This is a genomic window from Bacteroides sp. (assembly GCF_028690125.1).
In the GTDB taxonomy this organism is placed as follows: Bacteria; Bacteroidota; Bacteroidia; order Bacteroidales; family Bacteroidaceae; genus Bacteroides.
Window position 1 is genome coordinate 124,926 of sequence record NZ_JAQVBV010000008.1, and the last position, 22,908, is coordinate 147,833.

Genomic DNA, 22,908 nt, shown 5'->3' on the forward strand with positions numbered 1-22,908 from the left:
ACTGAAAAAATATAATTCAAAACAAGAAAGTGGAAATCATTCTAAAATATTTTCCGAACCTCACGGAACAGCAGCGCATACAATTTGCTGCTCTATACGACCTCTACATTGACTGGAATTCTAAAATCAATGTAATCTCACGTAAAGACATCGAGAACTTATATGAGCATCATGTACTCCATTCATTGGGTATCGCTGAAGTCATCCAATTCCATCCTGGCACAAGTGTTATGGATCTAGGTACCGGAGGAGGTTTTCCAGGAATCCCTTTGGCAATTCTATTCCCAGAAACAAAATTTCATCTGGTAGATAGTATTGGCAAGAAAGTGCGTGTGGCAACAGAAGTAGCCAATGCCATTGGACTAAAAAATGTCACTTTTCGTCATGCCCGTGTAGAAGAAGAAAAACAACAGTTTGACTTTGTCGTAAGCCGTGCCGTGATGCCTTTAGCCGATTTAATAAAGATCATACAAAAAAATATATCACCCAAGCAGCAGAACGCATTGCCCAACGGATTAATCTGCCTTAAAGGCGGAGAACTGGAACACGAAACAATGCCATTCAAGCATAAGGTCGTGGTGAATAGCCTCAGTGACAATTTCAAAGAAGAATTTTTCAAAACCAAAAAAGTCGTTTACGTTCCGATTTAAGGAAAAATCAGATATAAAATCATGAAAATAAAAAGATTTGAATTTAATATGTTTCCTGTAAACTGTTATGTTATATGGGATGACACCAAGGAAGCTGTGGTTATAGACCCCGGTTGCTTTTATGATGAAGAAAAACAGGCTTTAAAAAACTTTATTCAGACTAATGAGCTAAATGTAAAGCATCTACTCAACACTCATCTACACCTGGACCATATCTTTGGTAACCCATTCATGTTGAAAGAATTCGGTCTTTCAGCAGAAGCCAACAAAGCGGATGAATATTGGATTGACGAAGCTCCAAAACAAAGTCGTATGTTTGGTTTCCAATTACGGGAAGAACCCGTTCCATTGGGAAAATATTTGCATGACGGAGACATCATTAGCTTCGGACACACCAAACTGGAAGCCATTCATGTGCCAGGACATTCTCCTGGAAGTTTGGTCTATTATTGCAAAGAAGACAACTGTATGTTCTCAGGCGATGTATTATTTCAGGGAAGTATTGGTCGTGCAGACCTTACAGGAGGTAACTTCGATGAACTGATTGAACATATTTGCAGTCGCCTATTTGTACTTCCCAATGAAACAGTCGTTTACCCAGGACATGGTGCACCTACGACTATCGGGATGGAGAAAGCAGAAAATCCGTTTTTCAGGTAAATCACCTCTAAAAAACTTTAAATTAATACACGTATGGACAATACAGAAATTTCCAGAAATTCTTTTTTCTTTGTCGGAGAAAACTGGGGAACGACTTTTGCCAGTCGTCATATTGGTATCAATGAAGAAGACACCACTGTGATGCTCCGCAAAATTGGTGTGAATTCATTAGATGAATTGATTGAGAAAACAATTCCTGCCAATATCCGATTAAAAACACCACTGGGGCTGACTTCTCCACTGACAGAGTATGAATTCAGCCGCCATATTTCCGAACTTGCAAATAATAATAAGTTATATGCCACTTATATCGGTATGGGCTGGTATGATACAATCACTCCTGCGGTTATACAACGAAATATTTTCGAAAATCCTGTATGGTATACTTCCTATACTCCTTATCAAACAGAAGTTTCACAAGGACGATTGGAAGCTCTGATGAATTTCCAGACAGCAATTTGTGATCTCACTGCCATGCCACTCGCCAACTGTTCATTGCTGGACGAAGCAACCGCTGCAGCTGAAGCAGTCAGTATGATGTACGCTTTACGCTCCCGAACTCAACAAAAGGCAGGTGCTAACGTAGTTTTCGTGGATGAAAACATTTTTCCGCAAACATTAGCAGTAATGAATACACGTGCTATACCGCAAGGGATCGAATTACGCATTGGGAAATATAAAGAATTCGAACCGACACCGGAAATATTCGCCTGCATCTTGCAATATCCTAATTCCAATGGAAATGTTGAAGACTATACCGCATTTACTAAAAAAGCGCATACAGCAGAATGCAAAGTTGCGGTCGCAGCCGATATTCTCAGCCTTGCTCTATTGACTCCTCCGGGAGAATGGGGAGCCGATATTGTATTCGGAACAACTCAACGTTTGGGAACACCGATGTTCTACGGAGGACCTTCCGCAGCTTATTTTGCAACACGCGACGAATTTAAGCGAAATATGCCCGGAAGAATCATCGGATGGTCTAAAGATAAATACGGAAAGCTCTGTTACCGAATGGCTTTGCAAACTCGCGAACAACATATCAAACGTGAAAAAGCAACTTCAAACATCTGTACTTCACAAGCTTTGTTAGCTACAATGGCAGGTTTCTATGCTGTTTATCATGGACAAGAAGGGATCAGAAAGATTGCTTTCCGAATTCACAGCATCACTGTCTTACTCGAAAAAGAATTAAAAAAGTTCGGATATACACAAGTCAATGTACACTATTTTGACACACTCCGTTTCGAATTACCGGAGCAGACCTCCGCTCAACAAATACGCACTATCGCGCTAAGTAAAGAAGTCAATCTACGCTATTACGACAATGGAGATGTCGGCTTCAGCATTGATGAAACGACGGATATAGCAGCTGTTAATATTCTGCTCTCCATCTTTGCTATCGCTGCCGGAAAAGACTATCAAAAGATAGAAGAAGTACCGGAAAAATCTAATATTAATCAAGCACTGAAACGTTCAACACATTTCTTGACACACGAAGTATTCTGTAAATATCATACCGAGACAGAAATGATGCGATACATCAAACGCCTTGATCGCAAAGATATTTCTCTTGCACAATCTATGATCTCACTCGGTTCATGCACAATGAAACTGAATGCAGCATCAGAAATGTTACCTCTAAGCCGGCCGGAGTTCATGGGTATGCATCCCCTAGTTCCCGAAGAACAGGCAGAAGGATATCGTGAATTAATAAAAAATCTCAGTAATGATTTAAAAATTATCACAGGCTTCGCAGGAGTTAGTTTACAACCCAATTCGGGTGCCGCCGGAGAATATGCCGGTCTTCGCGTTATCCGTGCCTATCTCGAAAGTATCGGTCAAGGACATCGTAACAAGATATTAATTCCGGCTTCGGCTCATGGAACAAATCCGGCATCTGCCGTTCAAGCAGGATTCGACACAGTCATCTGTGCGTGTGATGAGCATGGAAATGTAGATATGAATGATCTCCATGCAAAGGCAGAAGAGTATAAAGACGAATTGGCTGCACTAATGATCACATATCCTTCCACACACGGTATCTTTGAGACTGAAATAAAAGAGATCTGTGATACTATCCACAACTGTGGTGCACAAGTCTATATGGATGGTGCAAATATGAATGCACAGGTCGGACTGACAAATCCAGGATTTATTGGAGCAGACGTTTGCCATTTGAATCTACACAAAACGTTTGCTTCACCTCATGGAGGTGGAGGTCCGGGAGTAGGTCCTATATGTGTAGCTGAACATTTAGTCCCTTTCCTCCCTGGTCATAGCAATTTGGGAAACTCACAAAATCAGGTATCTTCTGCTCCTTTCGGAAGTGCAGGTATTTTGCCCATTACTTATGGATATATCCGAATGATGGGAATGCAAGGTCTCACTCAAGCCACTAAAATTGCAATTCTAAATGCCAACTATCTAGCCGCTTGTCTAAAAGATACTTATGGTATTGTATATCAGGGAGCCAATGGATTTGTCGGCCATGAAATGATTTTGGAATGTCGCAAATTACACGAGGAAACCGGAATATCAGAGAATGATATTGCTAAACGTCTTATGGATTATGGTTATCACGCACCAACCCTCTCCTTCCCAGTTCACGGCACATTGATGATTGAGCCAACAGAAAGTGAAAGCCTTTCGGAATTAGATAATTTTGTGAATGTGATGCTGAATATTTGGAAAGAAATTCAGGATGTGAAAAGTGGCAAAGCAAACAAGGATGACAATGTATTGATAAATGCTCCTCACCCAGAATATGAAGTTGTTAGTGATCATTGGGAACACAATTATACACGTGAGAAAGCCGCCTATCCTATTGAAAGCCTCCGTGAAAATAAATTCTGGATAAATGTAGCCAGGGTGGACAATACGCTTGGAGATCGTAAACTATTGCCAACACGTTACGAAACATTCGAGTAGATTTTTACTCCACTAATAAAACAAATTCCACGGTTCACTTTTGTCGGACCGTGGAATTTGTTTTATTAGTAATATTATTATAGAACTTATGAAAAATATAGAAACTGATTCTTCAAAAGTTAATAGGACTATTGAAGTACTCATTTAGATATCAAACTGTGAGAATACTTCAAAAAGTTATTTAACAATTCCCACATTTGAAATTCATTAATTAACCTTTTTATAATGAATAAATAATGTCTATGAACATTTCAAACATCGAACAAAGCAACAATTAATGGATCAGAACTAAACCCAATTCTCCATTAGAGACAACAATTATTTTTTCATATACCAATCAGTATCCTTTGTACCACTAGAACTAACCCAACTTCTAAAAGACACATACTGTCCTTCCTCGTCAATTCTTTTTCTTTCATCGGCCGGCACAAAACCAATTATTGGTATATCAACAGCAAACGGATATTTACCATCTTTATCAACATAATAGGCGTCATTATTTGTATATAGTTTAGCCCTATCCGCTAATTCCGTTGGGGAATGTTTAGGGAGATGAACTTCTGCACGCCCTTTATTCGTTTCACGAATTCCTTTCACCAGAATATATGGATTAAAGTCAGACTTTATTTCATCTTTATTTATTGATGAGCTAAAAGAGCGTACAACCTTAAACGTTTTTTTCTTTATATCTCTCACACTTTTTGTTATGACAATCGAACGAGAACTATTTTCTATTTCACATCCTTCTGGAAGAGTAACAGCTCCCAGATTTTCAATCTGATAAGCAAATATATTCTCAAATGTTGCAGCATTATCCCTTTGCACAGACGTGAAACTTTCTTCTATTTGTTTTGCATTATTATGCTGATCATAAGTGATCATTCTTTTATATTCGATAATTACATCATTCATATCATAATCTCCAGCATTTGGCCAATTATCTTCAAACGCTAACGTACCTTCTACTGTTTCTGTTTCAGGTTTTACTTCTGGATTTCCATCTGGAATTTCAGGAAGATTACCCGCAGACATTTCAGGAGTTGTTTTTACACAAAACAACACATCATCGAAGTCATTATCACCTTGACTTCTTCCAAATTCATCTTCAACACCTACAACAAACAATTTTGATGCTTTATCATATAAAGTAATAAATTGACGCTGATCATCCATTTCATTTGAGAAACAAATATTACGTGTTATTTCATTGGTAACATCAGTATATAATTGATCAATCTTCTTAATATTAATACCATTGTCACTAGCATATGGCGCTCCATTACTCAACAAAAACCATCCAACAACATAACCTTCTGGAAAAGTTTCTGTAGGAACATCTCCATTTTCACCAAAGAAAAGTAACTTTGCCGTATCACCACATTTCAAAGCGCGACTTTCATTTATAACATTAGGGAAAATCACATATTTACGCATATTAAAATAATCGGCACGAGTCTTCGGCTCCTGATCTTTATAATAATAGTATCCAAAAACATTATCAAAAGCTCCTGCTTCACTCAAAAATGTTACTTCGATTTTAGAACCACCCTGCGGAATGACTATATTTAAATCTTTAGCATCTCGACGAAGATTTTCATTTTTTCCCCCATTTACTTTTGCATTTTCTGTCAAATAGTTCTGAACTCTAGAAGTCAATCCATTCATGTCATAAGATGTTTTAATCAAATAATCTGACTGCATTGGTCTCCCATTCGAATTCCATGTACAAAGTGAATACATATTATCATTTCTTCCCTGAGGAGCCAAGAGGTAGGGCACTTGTTCAGTTAATACACCAGCCGCAACTGCACGAGTCACTGCACGAACTCCTGTTGTTTTAGTAGCGTCATATGAAAATCCATTTGAACTAACCTGCAACTGTACACAACGCGGCAATCCTATCCGTTCTGTATAAAGCCATGCTTCTTTCACTACAAATGGAATATCCATTTTAGCTGATAACTTACCATCATTAATAAATGCACTGTAAATAGGCTTAATACCCTCTATCTTTACATTCCTTTCATCAACAGGCTTTTGGCTATAAACCTCCACATTAGCTACAAAACCAGAAACACCATAATTAACATCTAATGCCAATTCTCCTTTCATTTCAAATCCGAAATAAGAATCTTCAGAAGGTAATTTTGACTTTCTGTCATTTTCATCATTGTTGTACAAATCCTTTTCTGCACAACTAGTAACAGCACCTAAAAGTATCAATAGAATAATACTTTTTGCCAATTTCATAGAATAAAATAATTTCTTCATCGTTTTGCTTGCTTTTTATGATGGAAAACAATTTCCATATTGCAAATATAATTTAAAATTGTATTCATTACAAAATAAAAACAAACATATATTATTGAAAATTATAATAATTAACTAAAAAGATTATTCAATACAACGATTTTAAAATATTTTTGCCATATTCACCTTATATACAACAACATAGAGTGCATATGATAAATTCAGCAACCAAAGAAATAATACTTCTTTTTCTTTGGTTTTCAGTAACCTAATGAGATTATACAATACCAGTTTTGAGATATAAATCCATTCCGTTTTATTTCATCTAAAAAAATAGATAGAAAAAAAAATAAATTCTTATAACAAATAAAGAATATCAATATATTTCAGAAGTTTAATCTTTTCAGTTATTTGAGTATATTTTTCATTCTCTCATTTACTGATGAATAAAATGCTAAATCTAATAGGTTTTATGACATCTAAACTATAATAGTAATATTTTTTACTATACTAACGTTTCTGATCAAAAAAAAGTCGAATAATAAAAAGGTATAGAAATCAATGACAATAACTAAATGGAAAAATAAAACCAATATCTTTCAATAATCCCTGAGATTAACTAAGCTAATTCCGCAGATTATTGAAAGATATTGGTTTCAGGACATATTGAAGATTTATAGGAATCTTACTTAACAATAGTCACTGTTCCTACTTTTACAGCTTTTGTTTTTATTAGTGTTTTTGGATTGGCGAATCCTAATGCGACGCAACCATAAACTTTATGGTTTTCCGGAACACCTAAAAAAGTGATGAACTCTCGCACTTCCGGATCATCACAAGTCGTTCCCAACTGATTAATCCAGCATGAACCAATTCCTAAAGAAGTTGAAGCTAAAAACATATTTTCAATAGCACAGGCACAATCCATACCAGCCCACCATTGAGTCGGTTCATTGGAAACAATCACCAGAGTTGGAGCATGGTAATAACAACAATAATTCGGATTGTGTGCTCGTTCCTGCAGATGTAAATCATCACTTTTAGCAAACGCTCCTTTGATACGGTTATTCAATTCTATAAGTTTATCGCAATTCCGAATAGCAGTAAAATGCCATGATTCATAATGCATTCCGTTTGGAGCATAAGTAGCCGCTTCCAAAATAGCCAGCAAATCTTCTTCCGACACTTGCTGATCTGTAAACGTTCTTACACTACGGCGTGCCTTGATATTTTCTATAACCTCATTTATTTTCATATTACTATCCCATTTAACATTAGTTCAATACAAATAAACCCATCCAAATAAGTCATCCGAACAGAAAGGTAATAATCAAAACCAATTTTATTATCTTATGACCTAACTAGCCATCCTTACCGTTTAGTTAATCCAATTTTAGCATTCAACTTGAAATAATACGTGCCATTCTCTTTTTCCAGAAAACCGTACTTATCCTTATCCAACGAACCTTTCTCCAAGCGTGAATTCTGGAACAGGAAATCCTCCATCACCTGTTTTTCTGATTTATGGTAACAGAGAATGTCTCGGTTTCCATCCATGAGTAAAATACCTTCTACCGCAGAATCCTGTCCATTATATATCTTTGCAGGGCGCATTCCTAAACCCAATGCCATGAGAAATTGTTTCATTTTGAACTCATAAAAACAATGCTTACTTATCAATTCATCCTTTATCTTAAGAGGATTGATTTGTTTGATAATTTCAGTAAGTTCACTGATACGAGTTATATCGTCCAAATGCATTATACGAACCATTTCTGCCAACACCCGAGGAAAATGAAGATCTATCATCAGCAGATTGCTACGGAAAACGCGGTCGGCCACGTCTGAATATTTAAGCACACCACCTAAACGTTCAATCATCATGATTCGCTCAGCCACCTCAGTCGGTGATTCCGGTAGCGAATTAATTTTATTTACTGTAGGAGTAGCAAATTTGATTCCACTCTGTTCTAACTTTAAGTTTGCTGCACGCCCTCCATCCAGTAACGGATTCATAACACTTAGTCTTGAACGGACATTAAACCCTCTTAATGGTGCTTCAGGATGCCAGAAAGCAATGGAGAAATCCGTACGGTCCTTGGTGTTTGCTTCCAAATCGAAGATAGCTGCTTGGTCCAAGAACTCTTCTACTGCATCCGGAGAGGCAACTTCATTCTCTGTAGAACTCTTTACAGCCTGTAATATTAAACCAGCTACTATACCAAAGTCTTCACGAGGGATCGATTTATCTTTTTTTTCACTTTCGATGCGTATATCTTCTTTCCCTATATAATAATGACGTGTACCATCATGTTCTTCCCGCTGAATCATAGCGATAGGCCAGTACACATCTCCTTTTTTCGCGTCTGCCGTACCTAACACAACTTTTCCGTCTGAAAGTAGACGAAAAAAAGTTGCCAGCTCACACCATTCTCTTTTTGTTGCTTCAAATGCCATATATGTTTCTATTTTTATTTGTTATCTACAATACGTGCTGTCTCTACCTTTTCAAGCCTTATGCGCAACTTCGACATCATAGAGCTACGGATACGTAATGTCATACTACAATCCATATCATAGGTCTGGCTGAGGATCTCTGGTTCTTCTTCTTTTACGATACGCATTATGTCATTCATAAAAGGATATTCAAACATCACCGTTATTTCTTCATCAACTGTTTTCTCTATTATGGTAGCAGTTGCGATTGCTTCAGCTGCAGCAGCCTTATAAGCCACAATCAGCCCACTGGTACCCAACTTGATTCCCCCAAAGTAACGGACTACAATAATCAGAATATCAGTCAGTTCATTCGAATTTATCTGCCCGAGTATAGGTTTTCCTGCCGTTCCGGAAGGCTCTCCGTTATCATTTGCACGAAAGTCTTTTCGCATTGCCCCCAACATATAAGCATAACAAACATGACGGGCATCATAATATTTCTTCTGATACGTTTCAAGATGAGTTTTAATCTCATCAATTGTTCGCACGGGAAGAGCAACAGCAATAAACTTGCTTCGCTTTTCTGTATAAATACCTTCGGAAGGTTCGATTATGGTTTTATAAGTATCTTCAGCAGTCATGTTGCAAAGATACTGCTTTATTGATAAAACTCCACAGTCAATCTGACTATTTCATAGGATTGATTTTATAAAAGAATTGATCAATTTGACAATTTGGATCTTATAAAAAGAAGCAGTCAATCTGCTACAATCATATTATTGATTGTAGCCAATTGACTGCTCTAATTTATAAAGAATATTTTTTAGTCCAATTTATGAATTACCAGACCTGAACGGAGTTTGGGCTCAAACCAAGTAGTTTTCGGAGGCATAATATTTCCTGTATCTGCAATATCCATTAATTGCTTCATCGATACAGGGTAGAGTGCCAAAGCAACTTTCATTTCACCATTATCGACCCTTTTCTTTAATTCTCCTAAACCACGGATACCACCAACAAAGTCAATACGTTTATCGGAACGAAGGTCCTTTATTCCCAAAATTTCATCTAAAATAAGATTAGAAGAAATAGTAACATCAAGTACTCCGATAGGATCATTATCATTATAAGTACCGACTTTTGCAGTTAAACTATACCATTTTCCGTCGAGATAAAGACCAAAATTGTGTAACCCCGATGGCTTGTAAATGTCAGTACCCTTCTCTTCTACAACAAAATTCTTATCTAAAGCAACTATAAACTGTTCTGGAGTCAATCCATTAAGATCTTTCACTACGCGGTTATAGTCAATGATAGTCAGTTGGTTTGCAGGGAAGCATACAGCCATAAAATAGTTATATTCTTCGTCACCCCGATGATTCGAATTTTGACTAGCTTTCTCTGCTCCGACTAATGCAGCAGCAGCAGAACGGTGATGCCCGTCAGCAATATAAAGAGCTTGCATTTTGGCAAATTCGGCTGTAATAGTTGCAATATCTTCCTGCTGATCTACAACCCAGAAAGCATGTCCGAAACCGTCGCCCGGAGCAATAAAATCATAGACAGGTTTCGCAACGGTATACTTTTTGATAATAATATCCAATTTCGCATTATCAGGATAAGCAAAGAAAACAGGTTCGATATTGGCATTATTCACACGAACGTGCTTCATACGGTCTTCTTCTTTATCTCGACGAGTCAGCTCATGTTTCTTTATGATACCGTTCATATAATCAGGCACATATGCACCGACTACTAACCCATATTGAGTTTTTCCATTCATGGTCTGGGCATAAATGTAGTAGTTTTCTCTTGCATCTTGTACCAACCATCCTTTGTCTTGAAATAGTTGAAAATTTTCAGCTGCTTTCGCATAAACACGTTCATCATGTTCATCCGTACCAACAGGAAAATCAATTTCAGGTTTAATGATATGATAAAGGGACTTTTCATTACCTTCCGCTTCTGTGCGGGCTTCTTCGGAGTTCAATACATCGTAAGGACGTGAAGCGACTTGCTCAACCACGGATTGCGGAGGACGAATGCCCTTGAAAGGTTTAATTATTGCCATGATATTAGATTTTTATATGAAAAAATTAAAGCCACAGACTTATATAAATCTGTGGCTCAAATATACTACTTATTTCTATAATAGACAGTTTGCAGCAAAGTGTTTTTATTCAAAATACTTACTAAGTAACTTTGAATATTACTTATTCACTCTGAATTTCTCGCAACCGTCTTTTAAGAAAGCTACAATCTGTTCAGCAGCAGCAATACCCGCATTGATGTTTGCTTCGGCAGTCTGTGCACCCATCTTCTTTGGAGTAGAAAAGTAACGTCCTGCAAACTTTTCTGCAAATTCCGAATTAGCAACTGGCATGATATCTGTGATATACTTAAAATCAGCACGATCTTCCATCAACTTGATCAATTCTACCTCATTAATAACTTCCTTACGGGCAGTATTCACCAACATCGCTCCTTTAGGCATATCTTTCAACAAAGCATAGTTGATAGAATTTTTAGTTTCAGCAGTTGCCGGAATATGCAAAGATACCACCTGACAAGTTTTATACAATTCTTCTGCTGAGTCGAGTGCTTTTACACCGTCTTTTTCGATCACTTCTTTGGGGCAGAATGCATCGTAAGCATATACTTCCATTCCGAAACCTTTAGCTACACGTGCTACGTTACGACCTACGTTTCCGTAAGCATGGATACCTAATTTCTTACCCATCAATTCTGTACCAGAAGTTCCATTATAGAAGTTGCGAACGGCATAAACCATCATACCCAAAGCAAGTTCGGCAACAGCATTAGAGTTCTGTCCAGGAGTATTCATCACACAAACATTGTGAGCAGTGGCAGCAGCAAGATCTACATTATCATATCCGGCACCTGCACGAACTACTATTTTCAGTTCTTTGGCTGCATCGAGCACTTCTGCATCAATAATATCACTACGGATAATAATAGCATTCGCATCTTTCACTGCATCCAGCAATTGTGCCTTATCTGTATACTTCTCAAGTAAAGCGAGCTCGTATCCGGCTGCTTCGATTTCTTTACAAATTCCGTCTACAGCAACTTTTGCAAACGGTTTTTCTGTAGCTACAAGTACTTTCATAGTCTATCTATAATCTTTTAAAAAGATTCACCACAGAATCCCACAAAGTTTCACGATATGCGTTAGAACCATGTGCCACTCTGTGGTGAATATTATTCATTAATGAAGTTTCTCAAATTCCTGCATACAATCAATCAAAGCCTGTACACTTTCTTTCGGCAAAGCATTGTAGCAAGATGCACGGAAACCGCCAACAGAACGGTGTCCCTTAATACCTACCATACCTTTTTCCGTAGCAAACTTCATAAAGTCTGCTTCCAAATCTTTGTATTCAGGAGTCATTACGAAACAAATGTTCATACGAGAACGATCTTCTTTAACAGCAGTACCCACGAACATTTTGTTACGATCGATTTCATCATACAGCATATCAGCTTTCTCAATAGCACGACGTTCCATTTCTTTCACACCACCTTGTGCTTTGATCCAACGTAAGTTTAACAATGCAGTATAAATAGGTACTACTGGAGGAGTGTTAAACATAGAACCGTTATCGATATGAGTCTGATAATTCAGCATAGACGGTATGTAACGTGAAACTTTACCTACAGCATCATTCTTTACAATCACGAATGTAACACCTGCAGGAGCCAAGTTTTTCTGTGCACCACCATAAATACATATATATTTAGAAACGTCAATCGGACGTGAAAAAATATCAGAAGACATATCAGCAACCATAGGTACCGGAGAATCGATATCTTTCTTCAATTCTGTACCGTAGATAGTGTTATTAGTAGTAATGTGGAAATAATCTGCGTCTACCGGAATCGTGTAATCTTTCGGAATGTATGTATAAGTAGCTTCAGCAGAAGAGGCAACTTCGACAACCTCTCCAAATCCTTTAGCTTCCTTCATTGCCTTTTTAGCCCAAACACCAGTATTCAGATATGCAGCTTTCTTCTCTAGGAAGTTATAAGGTACCATACAGAACTCCAGACTAGCACCTCCACCCAAGAACAGGACCGAATAACCTTCGGGGATATTAAGTAATTCCTTGAATAATACCTCTGCTTCATCAACCACAGGTTGGAAGTCTTTAGCACGGTGACTGATTTCCATCAAAGAGAGACCAGAGCCGTTGAAATCTAAAATAGCCTTCGCTGTATCCTCTATCACCTCACGCGGAAGAATGGAAGGTCCTGCATTGAAATTATGCTTTTTCATTTGAAGTTTGTTTTTGGTTTAACATTTTCGTTAGTTTATGTCTTACGACCCTGCGAATTTACGAATTAATTTCCGCCAGACAAATCTTTCCTTATAAAAACACTGTTTTAAAGCACATTTCTCTTACTTTTTATTGGTTTATACAAGATATATACACCATATTGTTATCTATACATATCAAGTATGGGCTTTTAGACGAAAATAAAAGTTCACAAGAAATATTAATTACAATATAATAGGAAGAGGCCCTAAAAATAATCATCCCCAAACTTATTACTATAAATTCGGGGATATTTGTCAAATCAACGATAAAACCAAAGATTGCAAACTGCTTTACTTTGCTTCTTCAATAATGGTTTTCATTCCTTTGATTTTCTCGCCTTGAATCAGGTTTAATAATTGCTTAACTTTAGTAAGTCGGATTGCCACAAATGAATAATGCTCTTTCACATCAATGGCCCCAACATCTTCACGGTTCAAGTTACCTTTTTTGTATAGGAATCCTGCAATATCGATTCGGCTCAATTTTTCTTTCTTTCCTTTACCTATATATATAGTAGCCCAAACTGATTTTGGAGGCCGAGGAGGATTTTCAGGCAATACAATAGTTTCTATATCTTCCGGAATATAAGGTGGTAACTTTTCTTCCTCAGTAAGAATCAGATACGATTTACCCGTTGCATCCCAACGAGCAGTACGTCCATTACGGTGCGTAAATGCTTCTTCATTAACAGGTAAATGATAATGGATAATATGTTCTATTTCCGGTATATCGAGTCCTCTTGCAGCAAGATCAGTAGAAATCAGAACGTGACAACTACCATTACGGAATTTATACAAAGCCCGTTCCCGATCCGGTTGCTCCATCCCCCCATGAAAACGTTCGGCAGACAATCTCTTCTCAGCCAATAATTTATGTACACGATCCACCGCATCACGATGATTGCAGAAGACAATACTAGAACTACTTCCCAATGTACAAAGCAGATTATAAAGTGTATCTACCTTATCTTTTGCAGGAGATAGTACTTTCATCAAAGTTAAACGGGAATCTTTTTTTTCAGAAGTTTCTAGAAGAAAATTCAGTTTAACCGTCCGGTTTAGTCCTGTGAATTGAGGGATTTCTTCGGCGTCAGTGGCTGACAAAAGCATCCTTTTCTTCAGTCCTGGAAGTTGGGTGATAATCTCCGCCATTTCATCATGAAAGCCAAACTCTAATGACTTATCGAATTCATCAATAATCAGTGTATGAATAGTTTCAGGATTGAAGTTTCCTTTTGATAAATGGTCAGTAATACGCCCCGGGGTACCAATGATGACAGCAGGATGATTACCTACAATACTTTTTTTTTCTTCAGCGATAGGATGTCCACCATAGCAGCAACAGGTTTTCCAAGAAGTCCCCATTGATTTAAATACAATATCTATCTGTAAAGCTAACTCACGTGAAGGCACAAGAATCAATACTTGCACATTATCATCATCTGGTGTTAGGGTGAGCAACAAAGGCAAGAGATACGCCAAAGTTTTTCCCGAGCCTGTAGGTGACAAAAGAATCACATCTTTCTTACCTATGGCTTGTTCTAGTGATGCTTCTTGCATTGGATTCAGCGTCTCGATATTCAAATTACGAAGGGCTGACTCTATTATTTCATTTTTCTGTAACATAGAACAAAAGTACAAAAAGAATAGAAGAATAAGAGGAAATTATCAAACTTTAGCCATACCCGTTAAAATGTAACGACCTTTTAAGTTATGCTCCTTCATATATATTACGACTTCTGCCCGACAAGCTGAAATTAAGGCATATCCTGTAATATTTTCATTGATAGCTTTGGTAAATGAATATTCTGTGTCATTGTGAATAAAAGATATACGATGATATTCCATAACATAATGAGTTTAAAAAATCAATATTGGTGTCAAATATACAAAATTAATAGATAATATTAATGAAAATGGGAAACTATATTCGGGAGGAATATGAAATTCATAGGAACCGGATAAATGGCGAGTGGTAAAAAAGTAAACGGGAAACCTGAAAGGTGTAATTACCTTCATCAGACTTCCCGTTAATTTTATATACTGTATTTTTTGATGTATATCCGAAATTATGCTCCGAAGTTATCAAACATTAAGTTCTGTGGCGGAACACCCAAATCATCAAGCATTTTCTCAACAGCTTTTGACATCGGGCCAGGGCCACACATATAGTATTCGATATCTTCAGGGGCTTCGTGGTTCTTCAGATATGTTTCGTAAATTACCTGATGTACGAATCCCGGAGTATATTTCACGCCTACAGCGTCAGCAGCAGGATCCGGACGGTCAAGTGCCAGATGGAATGTGAAGTTCGGGAAGTCTTTCTCTATTTGCAGAAAGTCTTCCAGATAGAATACTTCGTTCAAAGCACGTGCACCATAGAAGTAAGTCATCTTACGGTCAGTGGTATGCAATGTCTTTGTCAAGTGCATGATCTGCGCACGCAATGGAGCCATACCGGCACCACCACCAATCCACATCATTTCTTTCTTTGAATCAAAAATCGGATGGAAGTCTCCGTAAGGACCACTCATCATCACCTTGTCACCCGGTTTCAGAGTAAAAATATAAGAAGAAGCAATACCCGCAGGTACATCCATAAATCCAGGACCTTGATCTTTCGGTTTGAACGGAGGAGTAGCGATACGTACTGTCAGCATGATACGATCACCTTCTGCCGGATAGTTAGCCATAGAATAAGCACGGATTGTTTCCTCGTTGTTTGTACACTTCAAGCCAAACAGTCCGAATTTTTCCCAAGTCGTCAAATATTCATCACCAATCAAACTCTTATCAATGTCTTTGTTATAATCCATTGCATATTTAGGAATTTTGATCTGAGCATAAGAACCTGGCAGAAAATCCATGTGCTCACCTTTCGGTAAAGCAACAATAAATTCTTTGATAAATGTAGCGACGTTCTTATTGGAAATCACTTCGCACTCCCACTCTTTTACACCGAGAACAGATTCATCGATCTTAATAGCCATGTCGCCTTTTACTTTCACCTGACAGCCCAGACGCCAGTGGTTTTGCTGCTGCTTACGACTGAAGTGAGGAACTTCAGAAGGCAAAATTTCACCACCACCTTCAATTACCTGGCATTTACATTGTCCACAAGAGCCCTTACCACCACAAGCGGATGACAGGAATATTCCGTTTACAGACAGTGTATTCAGCAAAGTAGAGCCGGAAGCTACTTCCATTTCTGTATCGCCGTTAATTGTCAGTTTCACATCTCCTGAGGGCACCAAGAATTTCTTGAGAACCAGCAAGATGATAACAAGCAGCAGAATAACCACAAGGAATACTCCAACGCTCGCTAATATTAAATTCATATCCATTGTTTTTTCCTTTCTTTATTAGATGTTCAAACCAGAGAAACACATAAATGCGATGGCCATCAAACCTACTGTGATAAATGTGATACCTAAACCTTTCAACGGAGCAGGTACATCAGAGTAAGCCATTTTTTCGCGGATAGCAGCCAAACCTACAATAGCCAGCAACCAGCCGATACCTGAACCTAGTGCATAAGAGATAGCATCCCAAATGTCACCAATATATTTCGGATCGCTCGGAGCCACATTGATACGTTGCTGCATAAACAGCGAAGCACCCATGATTGCACAGTTTACAGCAATCAATGGCAAGAAAATACCGAGTGAAGCATACAACGACGGACTGAAACGTTCTACTACCATCTCTACCAACTGGACGATACCAGCAATAACGGCAATGAAAAGAATAAAACTCAAGAAGCTGAGATCAACGCCTTCAATAATAGCATTGGCTGCTAACACCTTGGTTTGCAACAAATAATTGACAGGAAGAGTAACGATCAATACGAAAGTTACAGCAATACCCAGTCCTACGGCAGTCTTCACATTCTTCGATACCGCCAGGTATGAACACATACCCAGGAAGAATGCGAATATCATATTGTCCACAAAGATGGAGCGGACGAATAAACTTAATAAATGTTCCATATCTTTAATTAAGAATTTAGAAAGAAGAATTTAGAATGGACAGAGAATGATAAAGAATATACGGCAAGCATAGCCCAAATCCTCATTCTTATTTTTTCATTCTTCATTTTCTTCTATTCTTCATTTATATTATTACTTTTCTTGCAGTTCTTTGTGACGTGCACGTTGATACCAGATTATGCAAGCTACGATAATCAATGCCATAGGCGGCATCAACATCAGACCGTTGTTTACGTATCCGGTATTCTGGATCGGTGCATAGTTCAATATATTGAAACCAAGCAATGTTCCCGAACCAAGTAGTTCGCGGAAGAAAGCTACGATTACCAAAATCTTTGCATATCCCAAACCATTACCCAAACCGTCAAGGAAAGATTCCCAAGGACCGTTTTGCATAGCAAATGCTTCCAAACGTCCCATCAGGATACAGTTTGTAATGATCAAACCTACGTAAACAGAAAGCTGAACGCTTACATCATAAGCAAACGCTTTCAGGATTTCACTTACAATAGTTACCAAAGCAGCAACCACTACCAACTGAACAATGATACGGATACGATTAGGAATGGTTTTACGCAACAATGAAATAACTACGTTAGAGAATGCAGTAATCACTGTTACCGAAAGCCCCATCACGATGGCAGGTTCCAGTTTAGCGGTTACAGCAAGGGCTGAACAGATACCCAATACCTGTACGGTTACCGGATTATCCATTCCCAGCGGAGCGGAGAATACTTCTTTATTTCTCTTTGAAAACAATTGTCCCATATTCTTATTTCTCCTCCTTATTATTTAGTTAAAAAACTTAAGTAACTATTCAGACAAGCCTTCAACATGGCATCCACACCTACAGAAGTGATAGTACCACCGGAAATACCATCTACCTGATATTCAGGTTTCTCTATCTTACCGTTCTTTACAACACCAAGAGCGACAGCACCGTTATCCAACGTTTTCTTGCCTTCAAACATTTTCTGGAACCAGTCAGTTGCGATTTCCGCACCCAGGCCCGGAGTTTCACTTGCGTGTGAGAAATAAGTACCATAAACGGTATCCTTATCTTCGTTCAGTGCAACATATCCCCAGATAGCTCCCCAAAGACCAGCACCGTAAACAGGAATCACATACTTAGCCTGACCATCTACTTCGCATACAAATACATGCAGACGTTGGTTCTCTTTTGCCTCTTTCTCGTAGTTAGTAACAAAATCGCCTGTATTTTCAGTCAGTGTACCATCTACGTTCATTAGCATGTCACCTTTTACATATTTATTATATTCTGCATCCGCGTTTTCTACATTCTTAATGTTCAATGCAGCAAGAATTTGTTTCTTAGTATCCAGCTGAACATTCTTACTTTGCGTTTCTCTTAGAGAAGAACTAACGAATGCCAACAGGAATGCAACGATAACAACCATTACCGAAGCATAAATGATAGTATAACTATTACTATTCGTATTCATTTTCATTCGGTATTTATTGGTTAGACTTAACAGTACGTTTTTCGCGCCGAGAAATATTACTTTGAACTACACAATAGTCAATCAACGGAGCGAAGATGTTCATCAGCAAGATGGCAAGCATCATACCTTCCGGATAACCTGGATTCAGTACGCGAATAACAATCGCCATCACACCGATCAAGAATCCGAAAATATATTTTCCAGTTTCTGTACGTGCAGAAGTGACAGGGTCGGTAGCCATAAACACAGCACCAAAGCAAAAACCACCTAAAACAAGGTGTTCATACCAAGGCATATGAGCCATTGCAGTATCCGGACCTACAGTATTAAATACCCAAGCCATAAATGCGCCACCAACGAATACAGAGATCATTGACTTCCAACTTGCAACACCTGTCCACAAGAGGATAACGGCACCGATTAGAATAGCGATCACGCTAGTTTCACCGATAGAACCCGGAATCAGACCTGTAACCATATCCATATTGAAAGGAGGAACTGCACCGGTTGTTGCAGCTTGCCCCAATGGAGTAGCTACAGTCAATCCATCTACTGCTTGTCCTATACCAAGAATACTATCGCCAGATACCCAAACGGCATCACCGGACATCTTAGTTGGATAAGCGAAGAAAAGAAATGCACGAGTAATCAATGCTACGTTGAAAATATTCATACCTGTACCACCGAATACTTCTTTCGCAAAGATTACAGAGAATGCAGTAGCTACAGCAAGAATCCACAACGGACAGTCTACCGGAACGATCATTGGGATCAGAATACCTGAAACCAAGAATCCTTCCTGAATTTCTTCTTTCTTCCATTGAGCTATAACAAACTCAATACCCAAACCTACTACATAAGATACGATGATTTTTGGCAATACAGCCAGGAATCCGTAGATAAACATTTCGAAGAAACTACCAGTAGCTCCTGTGTGAGTGAAATGCTGGTAACCTACGTTATACATACCGAACAAAAGTGCCGGTACTAATGAGATAACCACAATCGACATGATACGTTTACTGTCGATGGCGTCGTGTATATGCGTTCCCGTTTTCGCAGTCTTGTTAGGCACGAACAGGAATGTTTCGAAGCCGTCGAACACCGACTGGAATGCGTGGAATTTGCCGCCCTCTTCAAAGTTAGGCTTTATCTTATCGAGATAATTTCTTAACGCTTTCATTAATATATTTACAATTTTACGATTTACAATTTACGATTTGCCATACGAACATTATTATACCATTTCTGCACGAAGCATATCAAGTCCGGCACGGACGATGCGTTGCAGTTCCATCTTCGAAGAGCAGACAAATTCGCAAAGAGCGAAGTCTTCAGGAGCCACTTCGTAGATACCCAATGCTTCCATACGGTCAATATCAGCAGCAATGATCGCTTTAATCAGATACTCTGGCATAATATCCATCGGGAATACCTTATCATATTCACCAGACATGATCATGTGACGTTCGCCACCTTTCACACGTGCATCCAATGTGTATTCCTTTTTGGCCATCAGCCAACTGAAATAAGAGTGGTTGGCACTGTATTGATTAAAACGAGGCATAATCCATCCCAGCATTTCGTGAATTTCATCACCTTCAGGGATCACAGTCAGTTGGCTGTCGAAAGCACCAAGGAATCCGTTTGGAGACACTTGTTTGCCTGTCAATACATTACCACTGATGTATCGCAAATCTTTATCAGTTGTTACATTACCAGCAAAAACGTTTGTCAGCAGTGCACCTACCTGAAGTTTGCAGTATGCTGGTTTCAACACTTCGGAACCTGTAACGGCTACAGTACGTGTGAGATCTACACGACCTGTATTAAAGAGACGACCGATAAAAATAACGGCTTGAGGATCGATAGTCCATACAGTTTCACCTTTAGATACCGGATCCAAGTGGTTGATTTGAACACCGACGTTTCCGGCAGGGTTCGGACCATCAAATGCGGTAATGGTAACGTTCTTAGCCTGAGTTAGAGCAGCAGCAGTTTGTTTCACGCTGATACTCAGGTAAATTTTTGCTATTTTAGCGAGAGCATCAAGACCTGTCTGAAAGTTTGTTTCTTCTCCTTTCAAGGTAAACTCGAAATCGGGAGCCAAAGGATTGGTGTCGAATGCAGAAACGAAGATTCCTTTCGGAGTAACCGTCGGATCAGCAATGATGGCATATGGACGTTGTTTGATAAATGCGAAAATTCCTGCTTCCAACAAAGCAGTTTTCACAGCATCAGCATCCATAGAAGCCACATTTTTTTTACCGAAATCTTCGTAGTCTTGTTCAGCAGCAGCTTCCACTACGATGTTTAATACCTTACGACGGGCGCCACGTTCTACGCTCGTCACTACGCCACTTACGGGCGAAACAAATTTCACTTCAGGATGATTCTTGTCGATAAACAAGGGTCCACCGGCCATCACATACTCCTGTTCTTTCACAACTACCTTCGGTGTAACGCCAGGGAAATCATCGGGTACAAGTGCGTAGAATCCCGGTTCTTTCACTGTTGAATACGTTTCAGCAGCTTTTCCTTTCAGGTTTATGTCAAGGCCTTTACGTAATTTTATTACATTTGCCATGCTATATAAAATAATGGTTTCATAAATTTGGCGCAAAAGTAATAAATAATAATGTGATTTGGAGGGAAAAAGGGAAGGAATTACGGAGATTTTTCCGTAATTCCTTTCGTGCTCGCGCACATTTCTTCTCTTATCTTAAAATAAAAGAAAGAATCAAAGAAAAAATTTCGGCTTTTATATTATTCTTCTCCTGCAAACATGGGATCCCAAGCAGGGAGAAGGACTGGTTTTTGCTTCAATACTTCGAGGGCTTTTGGAGTCACATATTTTGTTTCGACAACGAGACGAAACATATATTCGTTGAACCATTCGTCTGTCATGATAAGATGTCCCTGATAACCAGAGCTCACACCCCAACTATTTTCAACCATCCATTTAATTGGTTTTTCATTTTCTCCGAGATCTACAGCCATGAGAGTCATGGCATGACTGGAACCACTGGAAAAGGTTTGAATTCGTTGTTTCTTACTCATGTTAAAGGTAGTACCCATCAGCGAATCGTAGTCATAGTTTTTGACATCAAGAAGACCACGGTCAGAATTCAGACATTTACCTACATCACAAGAAAAGTACATCATGGTACTGTCTTTAAGAGAAGCAATTGCCATCTCTTTTATATCTTCAATCGGAAGGTTTACATACTTCCAGTTAGTGCCATCATAACGGTGGCGATCATAGTCGATTTCATAACATTTATAATATTCACGGCTCGGGTCATTCATTAACATTACGTAGTTACCAATTAGGTTTTCGTCTCCATATTTTTTCAGAAAAGATAGTGGAGTATAGACAACTGTTTCTACGGCTTCACCTTTAGAGTTATATTGTGTCCAGGTAAATTCTGTCGGAGGGACACCGAGGTTCAACACTAGCATACGGTAGACAGTACCTAACATTTCTGTTTTAGCTTTCTTCAAAGCGGTTGATTTAGTACCTTTTGCCACCATGTCTCGAAGTTGCAATCCTTGTTCGCGGAGTTTCAAAGTTATCAGGCTTGCCATGCGGGAAGTATTTTCACTACTATTAGTTTCGGGCATTGCTTCTTTAGGCACCAAGCCATATTTACTTACAATGTCGGCAACACCTGTAAATGTTCCTCCATCGCTCAAGGGGTGATTGAAAAGCCATTCTACAATTTTATCGTTCATCGGTTTGTCACTAGTGTCGATAATACCTTGTAAAAAAAGGTTTGCTTTTTCCAATTGGTCGAAGAAAAAAGGATAGGTTTGCGAAAATTCAAAAGGCCCGAGGTTATACTTAGTGATGGCTTTAGCGCGCATCACGTTCAGTCCGGTGAAGAGCCAGCAACGTCCTGATGACTTCTGGTCAGTAATACCTTTAGAAGGAACTTTAATAGAAAAATGCACATCCATACCTTTCATATTATCCTGATCCAAAGCTAGTTTACGGATATCATTGCTACCGATAGCGTTGCGGATTGCTTTATCGGCAGGGGTTCCTTGATAAGTTTGCTTGATTTGCTGCAGCATAGCATCGCTGATACCGCCCTTCCCTTCTTGTGCTTGTGCAGAATAATAAAATGCACAGAAAACAAAAACTGATAAAATTCGTTTATTCATAATATATAAATAATTTATTA

At 38.6% G+C, this 22,908-nt stretch carries 19 protein-coding genes; 3 read left to right on the top strand and 16 right to left on the bottom strand.

Going from position 1 to position 22,908, the window contains the following annotated elements; genetic code table 11:
* Window positions 1–29: 29 nt before the first annotated feature.
* From rsmG to gcvP, 3 genes are read left to right on the top strand one after another with little or no spacing between them, the layout of a single operon-like run.
* Window positions 30–650, top strand: coding sequence for a 16S rRNA (guanine(527)-N(7))-methyltransferase RsmG (rsmG, locus tag PHO71_RS07600; protein ID WP_300201209.1), 621 nt, complete (start codon window positions 30–32; stop codon window positions 648–650).
* Window positions 651–671: 21 nt separating this feature from the next.
* Window positions 672–1,310, top strand: a complete 639-nt coding sequence (locus PHO71_RS07605; RefSeq protein ID WP_300201212.1) for an MBL fold metallo-hydrolase — start codon at window positions 672–674, stop codon at window positions 1,308–1,310.
* A gap of 33 nt (window positions 1,311–1,343) precedes the next feature.
* Window positions 1,344–4,241 (top strand): aminomethyl-transferring glycine dehydrogenase, encoded by a 2,898-nt coding sequence (gene gcvP / locus PHO71_RS07610; RefSeq protein ID WP_300201215.1) that lies wholly within the window; start codon window positions 1,344–1,346, stop codon window positions 4,239–4,241.
* A gap of 318 nt (window positions 4,242–4,559) precedes the next feature.
* Here gcvP and PHO71_RS07615 read toward each other — a convergent pair whose 3' ends face one another.
* The 16 genes from PHO71_RS07615 to PHO71_RS07685 all read right to left on the bottom strand — a co-directional run bounded on the left by PHO71_RS07615 (window position 4,560) and on the right by PHO71_RS07685 (window position 22,888).
* A complete protein-coding gene (locus tag PHO71_RS07615; RefSeq protein ID WP_300201218.1) occupies window positions 4,560–6,512 on the bottom strand; it encodes an LruC domain-containing protein in 1,953 nt (650 codons plus the stop codon).
* 664 nt (window positions 6,513–7,176) lie between these two features.
* On the bottom strand, window positions 7,177–7,746 hold the full coding sequence (locus PHO71_RS07620; RefSeq protein WP_300201221.1) for a nitroreductase family protein: 570 nt from the start codon (window positions 7,744–7,746) through the stop codon (window positions 7,177–7,179).
* A gap of 116 nt (window positions 7,747–7,862) precedes the next feature.
* The gene (locus tag PHO71_RS07625) at window positions 7,863–8,948 is read right to left on the bottom strand and encodes an HpaII family restriction endonuclease (protein ID WP_300201223.1); all 1,086 of its coding nucleotides are present in this window, start codon (window positions 8,946–8,948) and stop codon (window positions 7,863–7,865) included.
* A gap of 14 nt (window positions 8,949–8,962) precedes the next feature.
* A complete protein-coding gene (locus tag PHO71_RS07630) occupies window positions 8,963–9,571 on the bottom strand; it encodes a YigZ family protein (protein ID WP_300201226.1) in 609 nt (202 codons plus the stop codon).
* 182 nt (window positions 9,572–9,753) lie between these two features.
* Window positions 9,754–11,001: a DUF1015 domain-containing protein gene (locus PHO71_RS07635; protein WP_300201229.1), complete on the bottom strand. Its 1,248-nt coding sequence runs from the start codon at window positions 10,999–11,001 to the stop codon at window positions 9,754–9,756.
* Window positions 11,002–11,139: 138 nt separating this feature from the next.
* Complete coding sequence (locus PHO71_RS07640; protein WP_300201232.1) at window positions 11,140–12,060, bottom strand: NAD(P)-dependent oxidoreductase; 921 nt, start codon at window positions 12,058–12,060, stop codon at window positions 11,140–11,142.
* A 99-nt stretch (window positions 12,061–12,159) separates the two neighbouring features.
* Window positions 12,160–13,227 carry a 3-phosphoserine/phosphohydroxythreonine transaminase gene (gene serC, locus PHO71_RS07645; RefSeq protein ID WP_300201235.1) on the bottom strand — a complete coding sequence of 356 codons (1,068 nt, stop codon included), beginning with the start codon at window positions 13,225–13,227 and terminating at the stop codon, window positions 12,160–12,162.
* 333 nt (window positions 13,228–13,560) lie between these two features.
* On the bottom strand, window positions 13,561–14,895 hold the full coding sequence (locus PHO71_RS07650; protein ID WP_300201238.1) for a DEAD/DEAH box helicase: 1,335 nt from the start codon (window positions 14,893–14,895) through the stop codon (window positions 13,561–13,563).
* A 42-nt stretch (window positions 14,896–14,937) separates the two neighbouring features.
* Window positions 14,938–15,117, bottom strand: a complete 180-nt coding sequence (locus PHO71_RS26185) for a hypothetical protein (RefSeq protein ID WP_367279888.1) — start codon at window positions 15,115–15,117, stop codon at window positions 14,938–14,940.
* A 221-nt stretch (window positions 15,118–15,338) separates the two neighbouring features.
* On the bottom strand, window positions 15,339–16,613 hold the full coding sequence (gene nqrF / locus PHO71_RS07655; RefSeq protein ID WP_300201241.1) for an NADH:ubiquinone reductase (Na(+)-transporting) subunit F: 1,275 nt from the start codon (window positions 16,611–16,613) through the stop codon (window positions 15,339–15,341).
* 18 nt (window positions 16,614–16,631) lie between these two features.
* Window positions 16,632–17,258 carry an NADH:ubiquinone reductase (Na(+)-transporting) subunit E gene (gene nqrE, locus PHO71_RS07660; RefSeq protein ID WP_300201243.1) on the bottom strand — a complete coding sequence of 209 codons (627 nt, stop codon included), beginning with the start codon at window positions 17,256–17,258 and terminating at the stop codon, window positions 16,632–16,634.
* A 132-nt stretch (window positions 17,259–17,390) separates the two neighbouring features.
* Window positions 17,391–18,026, bottom strand: a complete 636-nt coding sequence (locus PHO71_RS07665) for an NADH:ubiquinone reductase (Na(+)-transporting) subunit D (protein WP_300201246.1) — start codon at window positions 18,024–18,026, stop codon at window positions 17,391–17,393.
* Between the two features lie 20 nt (window positions 18,027–18,046).
* Window positions 18,047–18,721, bottom strand: a complete 675-nt coding sequence (locus PHO71_RS07670; protein ID WP_300201249.1) for a Na(+)-translocating NADH-quinone reductase subunit C — start codon at window positions 18,719–18,721, stop codon at window positions 18,047–18,049.
* 13 nt (window positions 18,722–18,734) lie between these two features.
* On the bottom strand, window positions 18,735–19,904 hold the full coding sequence (locus PHO71_RS07675; protein WP_300201251.1) for an NADH:ubiquinone reductase (Na(+)-transporting) subunit B: 1,170 nt from the start codon (window positions 19,902–19,904) through the stop codon (window positions 18,735–18,737).
* A 54-nt stretch (window positions 19,905–19,958) separates the two neighbouring features.
* Window positions 19,959–21,308, bottom strand: a complete 1,350-nt coding sequence (locus PHO71_RS07680) for a Na(+)-translocating NADH-quinone reductase subunit A (RefSeq protein ID WP_300201254.1) — start codon at window positions 21,306–21,308, stop codon at window positions 19,959–19,961.
* A 179-nt stretch (window positions 21,309–21,487) separates the two neighbouring features.
* A complete protein-coding gene (locus tag PHO71_RS07685) occupies window positions 21,488–22,888 on the bottom strand; it encodes a C1 family peptidase (protein ID WP_300201257.1) in 1,401 nt (466 codons plus the stop codon).
* Window positions 22,889–22,908: the final 20 nt, after the last annotated feature.

What these genes read in the sequence shown, in the direction of transcription:
- PHO71_RS07615 (WP_300201218.1), bottom strand. Translation starts at nt 6,512, where the DNA reads ATGAAGAAATTATTTTATTCTATGAAATTGGCAAAAAGTATTATTCTA.
- PHO71_RS07640 (WP_300201232.1), bottom strand. Translation starts at nt 12,060, where the DNA reads ATGAAAGTACTTGTAGCTACAGAAAAACCGTTTGCAAAAGTTGCTGTA.
- PHO71_RS07605 (WP_300201212.1), top strand. Translation starts at nt 672, where the DNA reads ATGAAAATAAAAAGATTTGAATTTAATATGTTTCCTGTAAACTGTTAT.
- PHO71_RS07630 (WP_300201226.1), bottom strand. Translation starts at nt 9,571, where the DNA reads ATGACTGCTGAAGATACTTATAAAACCATAATCGAACCTTCCGAAGGT.
- PHO71_RS07620 (WP_300201221.1), bottom strand. Translation starts at nt 7,746, where the DNA reads ATGAAAATAAATGAGGTTATAGAAAATATCAAGGCACGCCGTAGTGTA.
- PHO71_RS07625 (WP_300201223.1), bottom strand. Translation starts at nt 8,948, where the DNA reads ATGGCATTTGAAGCAACAAAAAGAGAATGGTGTGAGCTGGCAACTTTT.
- nqrE (WP_300201243.1), bottom strand. Translation starts at nt 17,258, where the DNA reads ATGGAACATTTATTAAGTTTATTCGTCCGCTCCATCTTTGTGGACAAT.
- PHO71_RS07680 (WP_300201254.1), bottom strand. Translation starts at nt 21,308, where the DNA reads ATGGCAAATGTAATAAAATTACGTAAAGGCCTTGACATAAACCTGAAA.
- PHO71_RS07665 (WP_300201246.1), bottom strand. Translation starts at nt 18,026, where the DNA reads ATGGGACAATTGTTTTCAAAGAGAAATAAAGAAGTATTCTCCGCTCCG.
- gcvP (WP_300201215.1), top strand. Translation starts at nt 1,344, where the DNA reads ATGGACAATACAGAAATTTCCAGAAATTCTTTTTTCTTTGTCGGAGAA.
- serC (WP_300201235.1), bottom strand. Translation starts at nt 13,227, where the DNA reads ATGAAAAAGCATAATTTCAATGCAGGACCTTCCATTCTTCCGCGTGAG.
- PHO71_RS26185 (WP_367279888.1), bottom strand. Translation starts at nt 15,117, where the DNA reads ATGGAATATCATCGTATATCTTTTATTCACAATGACACAGAATATTCA.
- PHO71_RS07650 (WP_300201238.1), bottom strand. Translation starts at nt 14,895, where the DNA reads ATGTTACAGAAAAATGAAATAATAGAGTCAGCCCTTCGTAATTTGAAT.
- PHO71_RS07635 (WP_300201229.1), bottom strand. Translation starts at nt 11,001, where the DNA reads ATGGCAATAATTAAACCTTTCAAGGGCATTCGTCCTCCGCAATCCGTG.
- nqrF (WP_300201241.1), bottom strand. Translation starts at nt 16,613, where the DNA reads ATGGATATGAATTTAATATTAGCGAGCGTTGGAGTATTCCTTGTGGTT.
- PHO71_RS07685 (WP_300201257.1), bottom strand. Translation starts at nt 22,888, where the DNA reads ATGAATAAACGAATTTTATCAGTTTTTGTTTTCTGTGCATTTTATTAT.
- PHO71_RS07675 (WP_300201251.1), bottom strand. Translation starts at nt 19,904, where the DNA reads ATGAAAGCGTTAAGAAATTATCTCGATAAGATAAAGCCTAACTTTGAA.
- PHO71_RS07670 (WP_300201249.1), bottom strand. Translation starts at nt 18,721, where the DNA reads ATGAATACGAATAGTAATAGTTATACTATCATTTATGCTTCGGTAATG.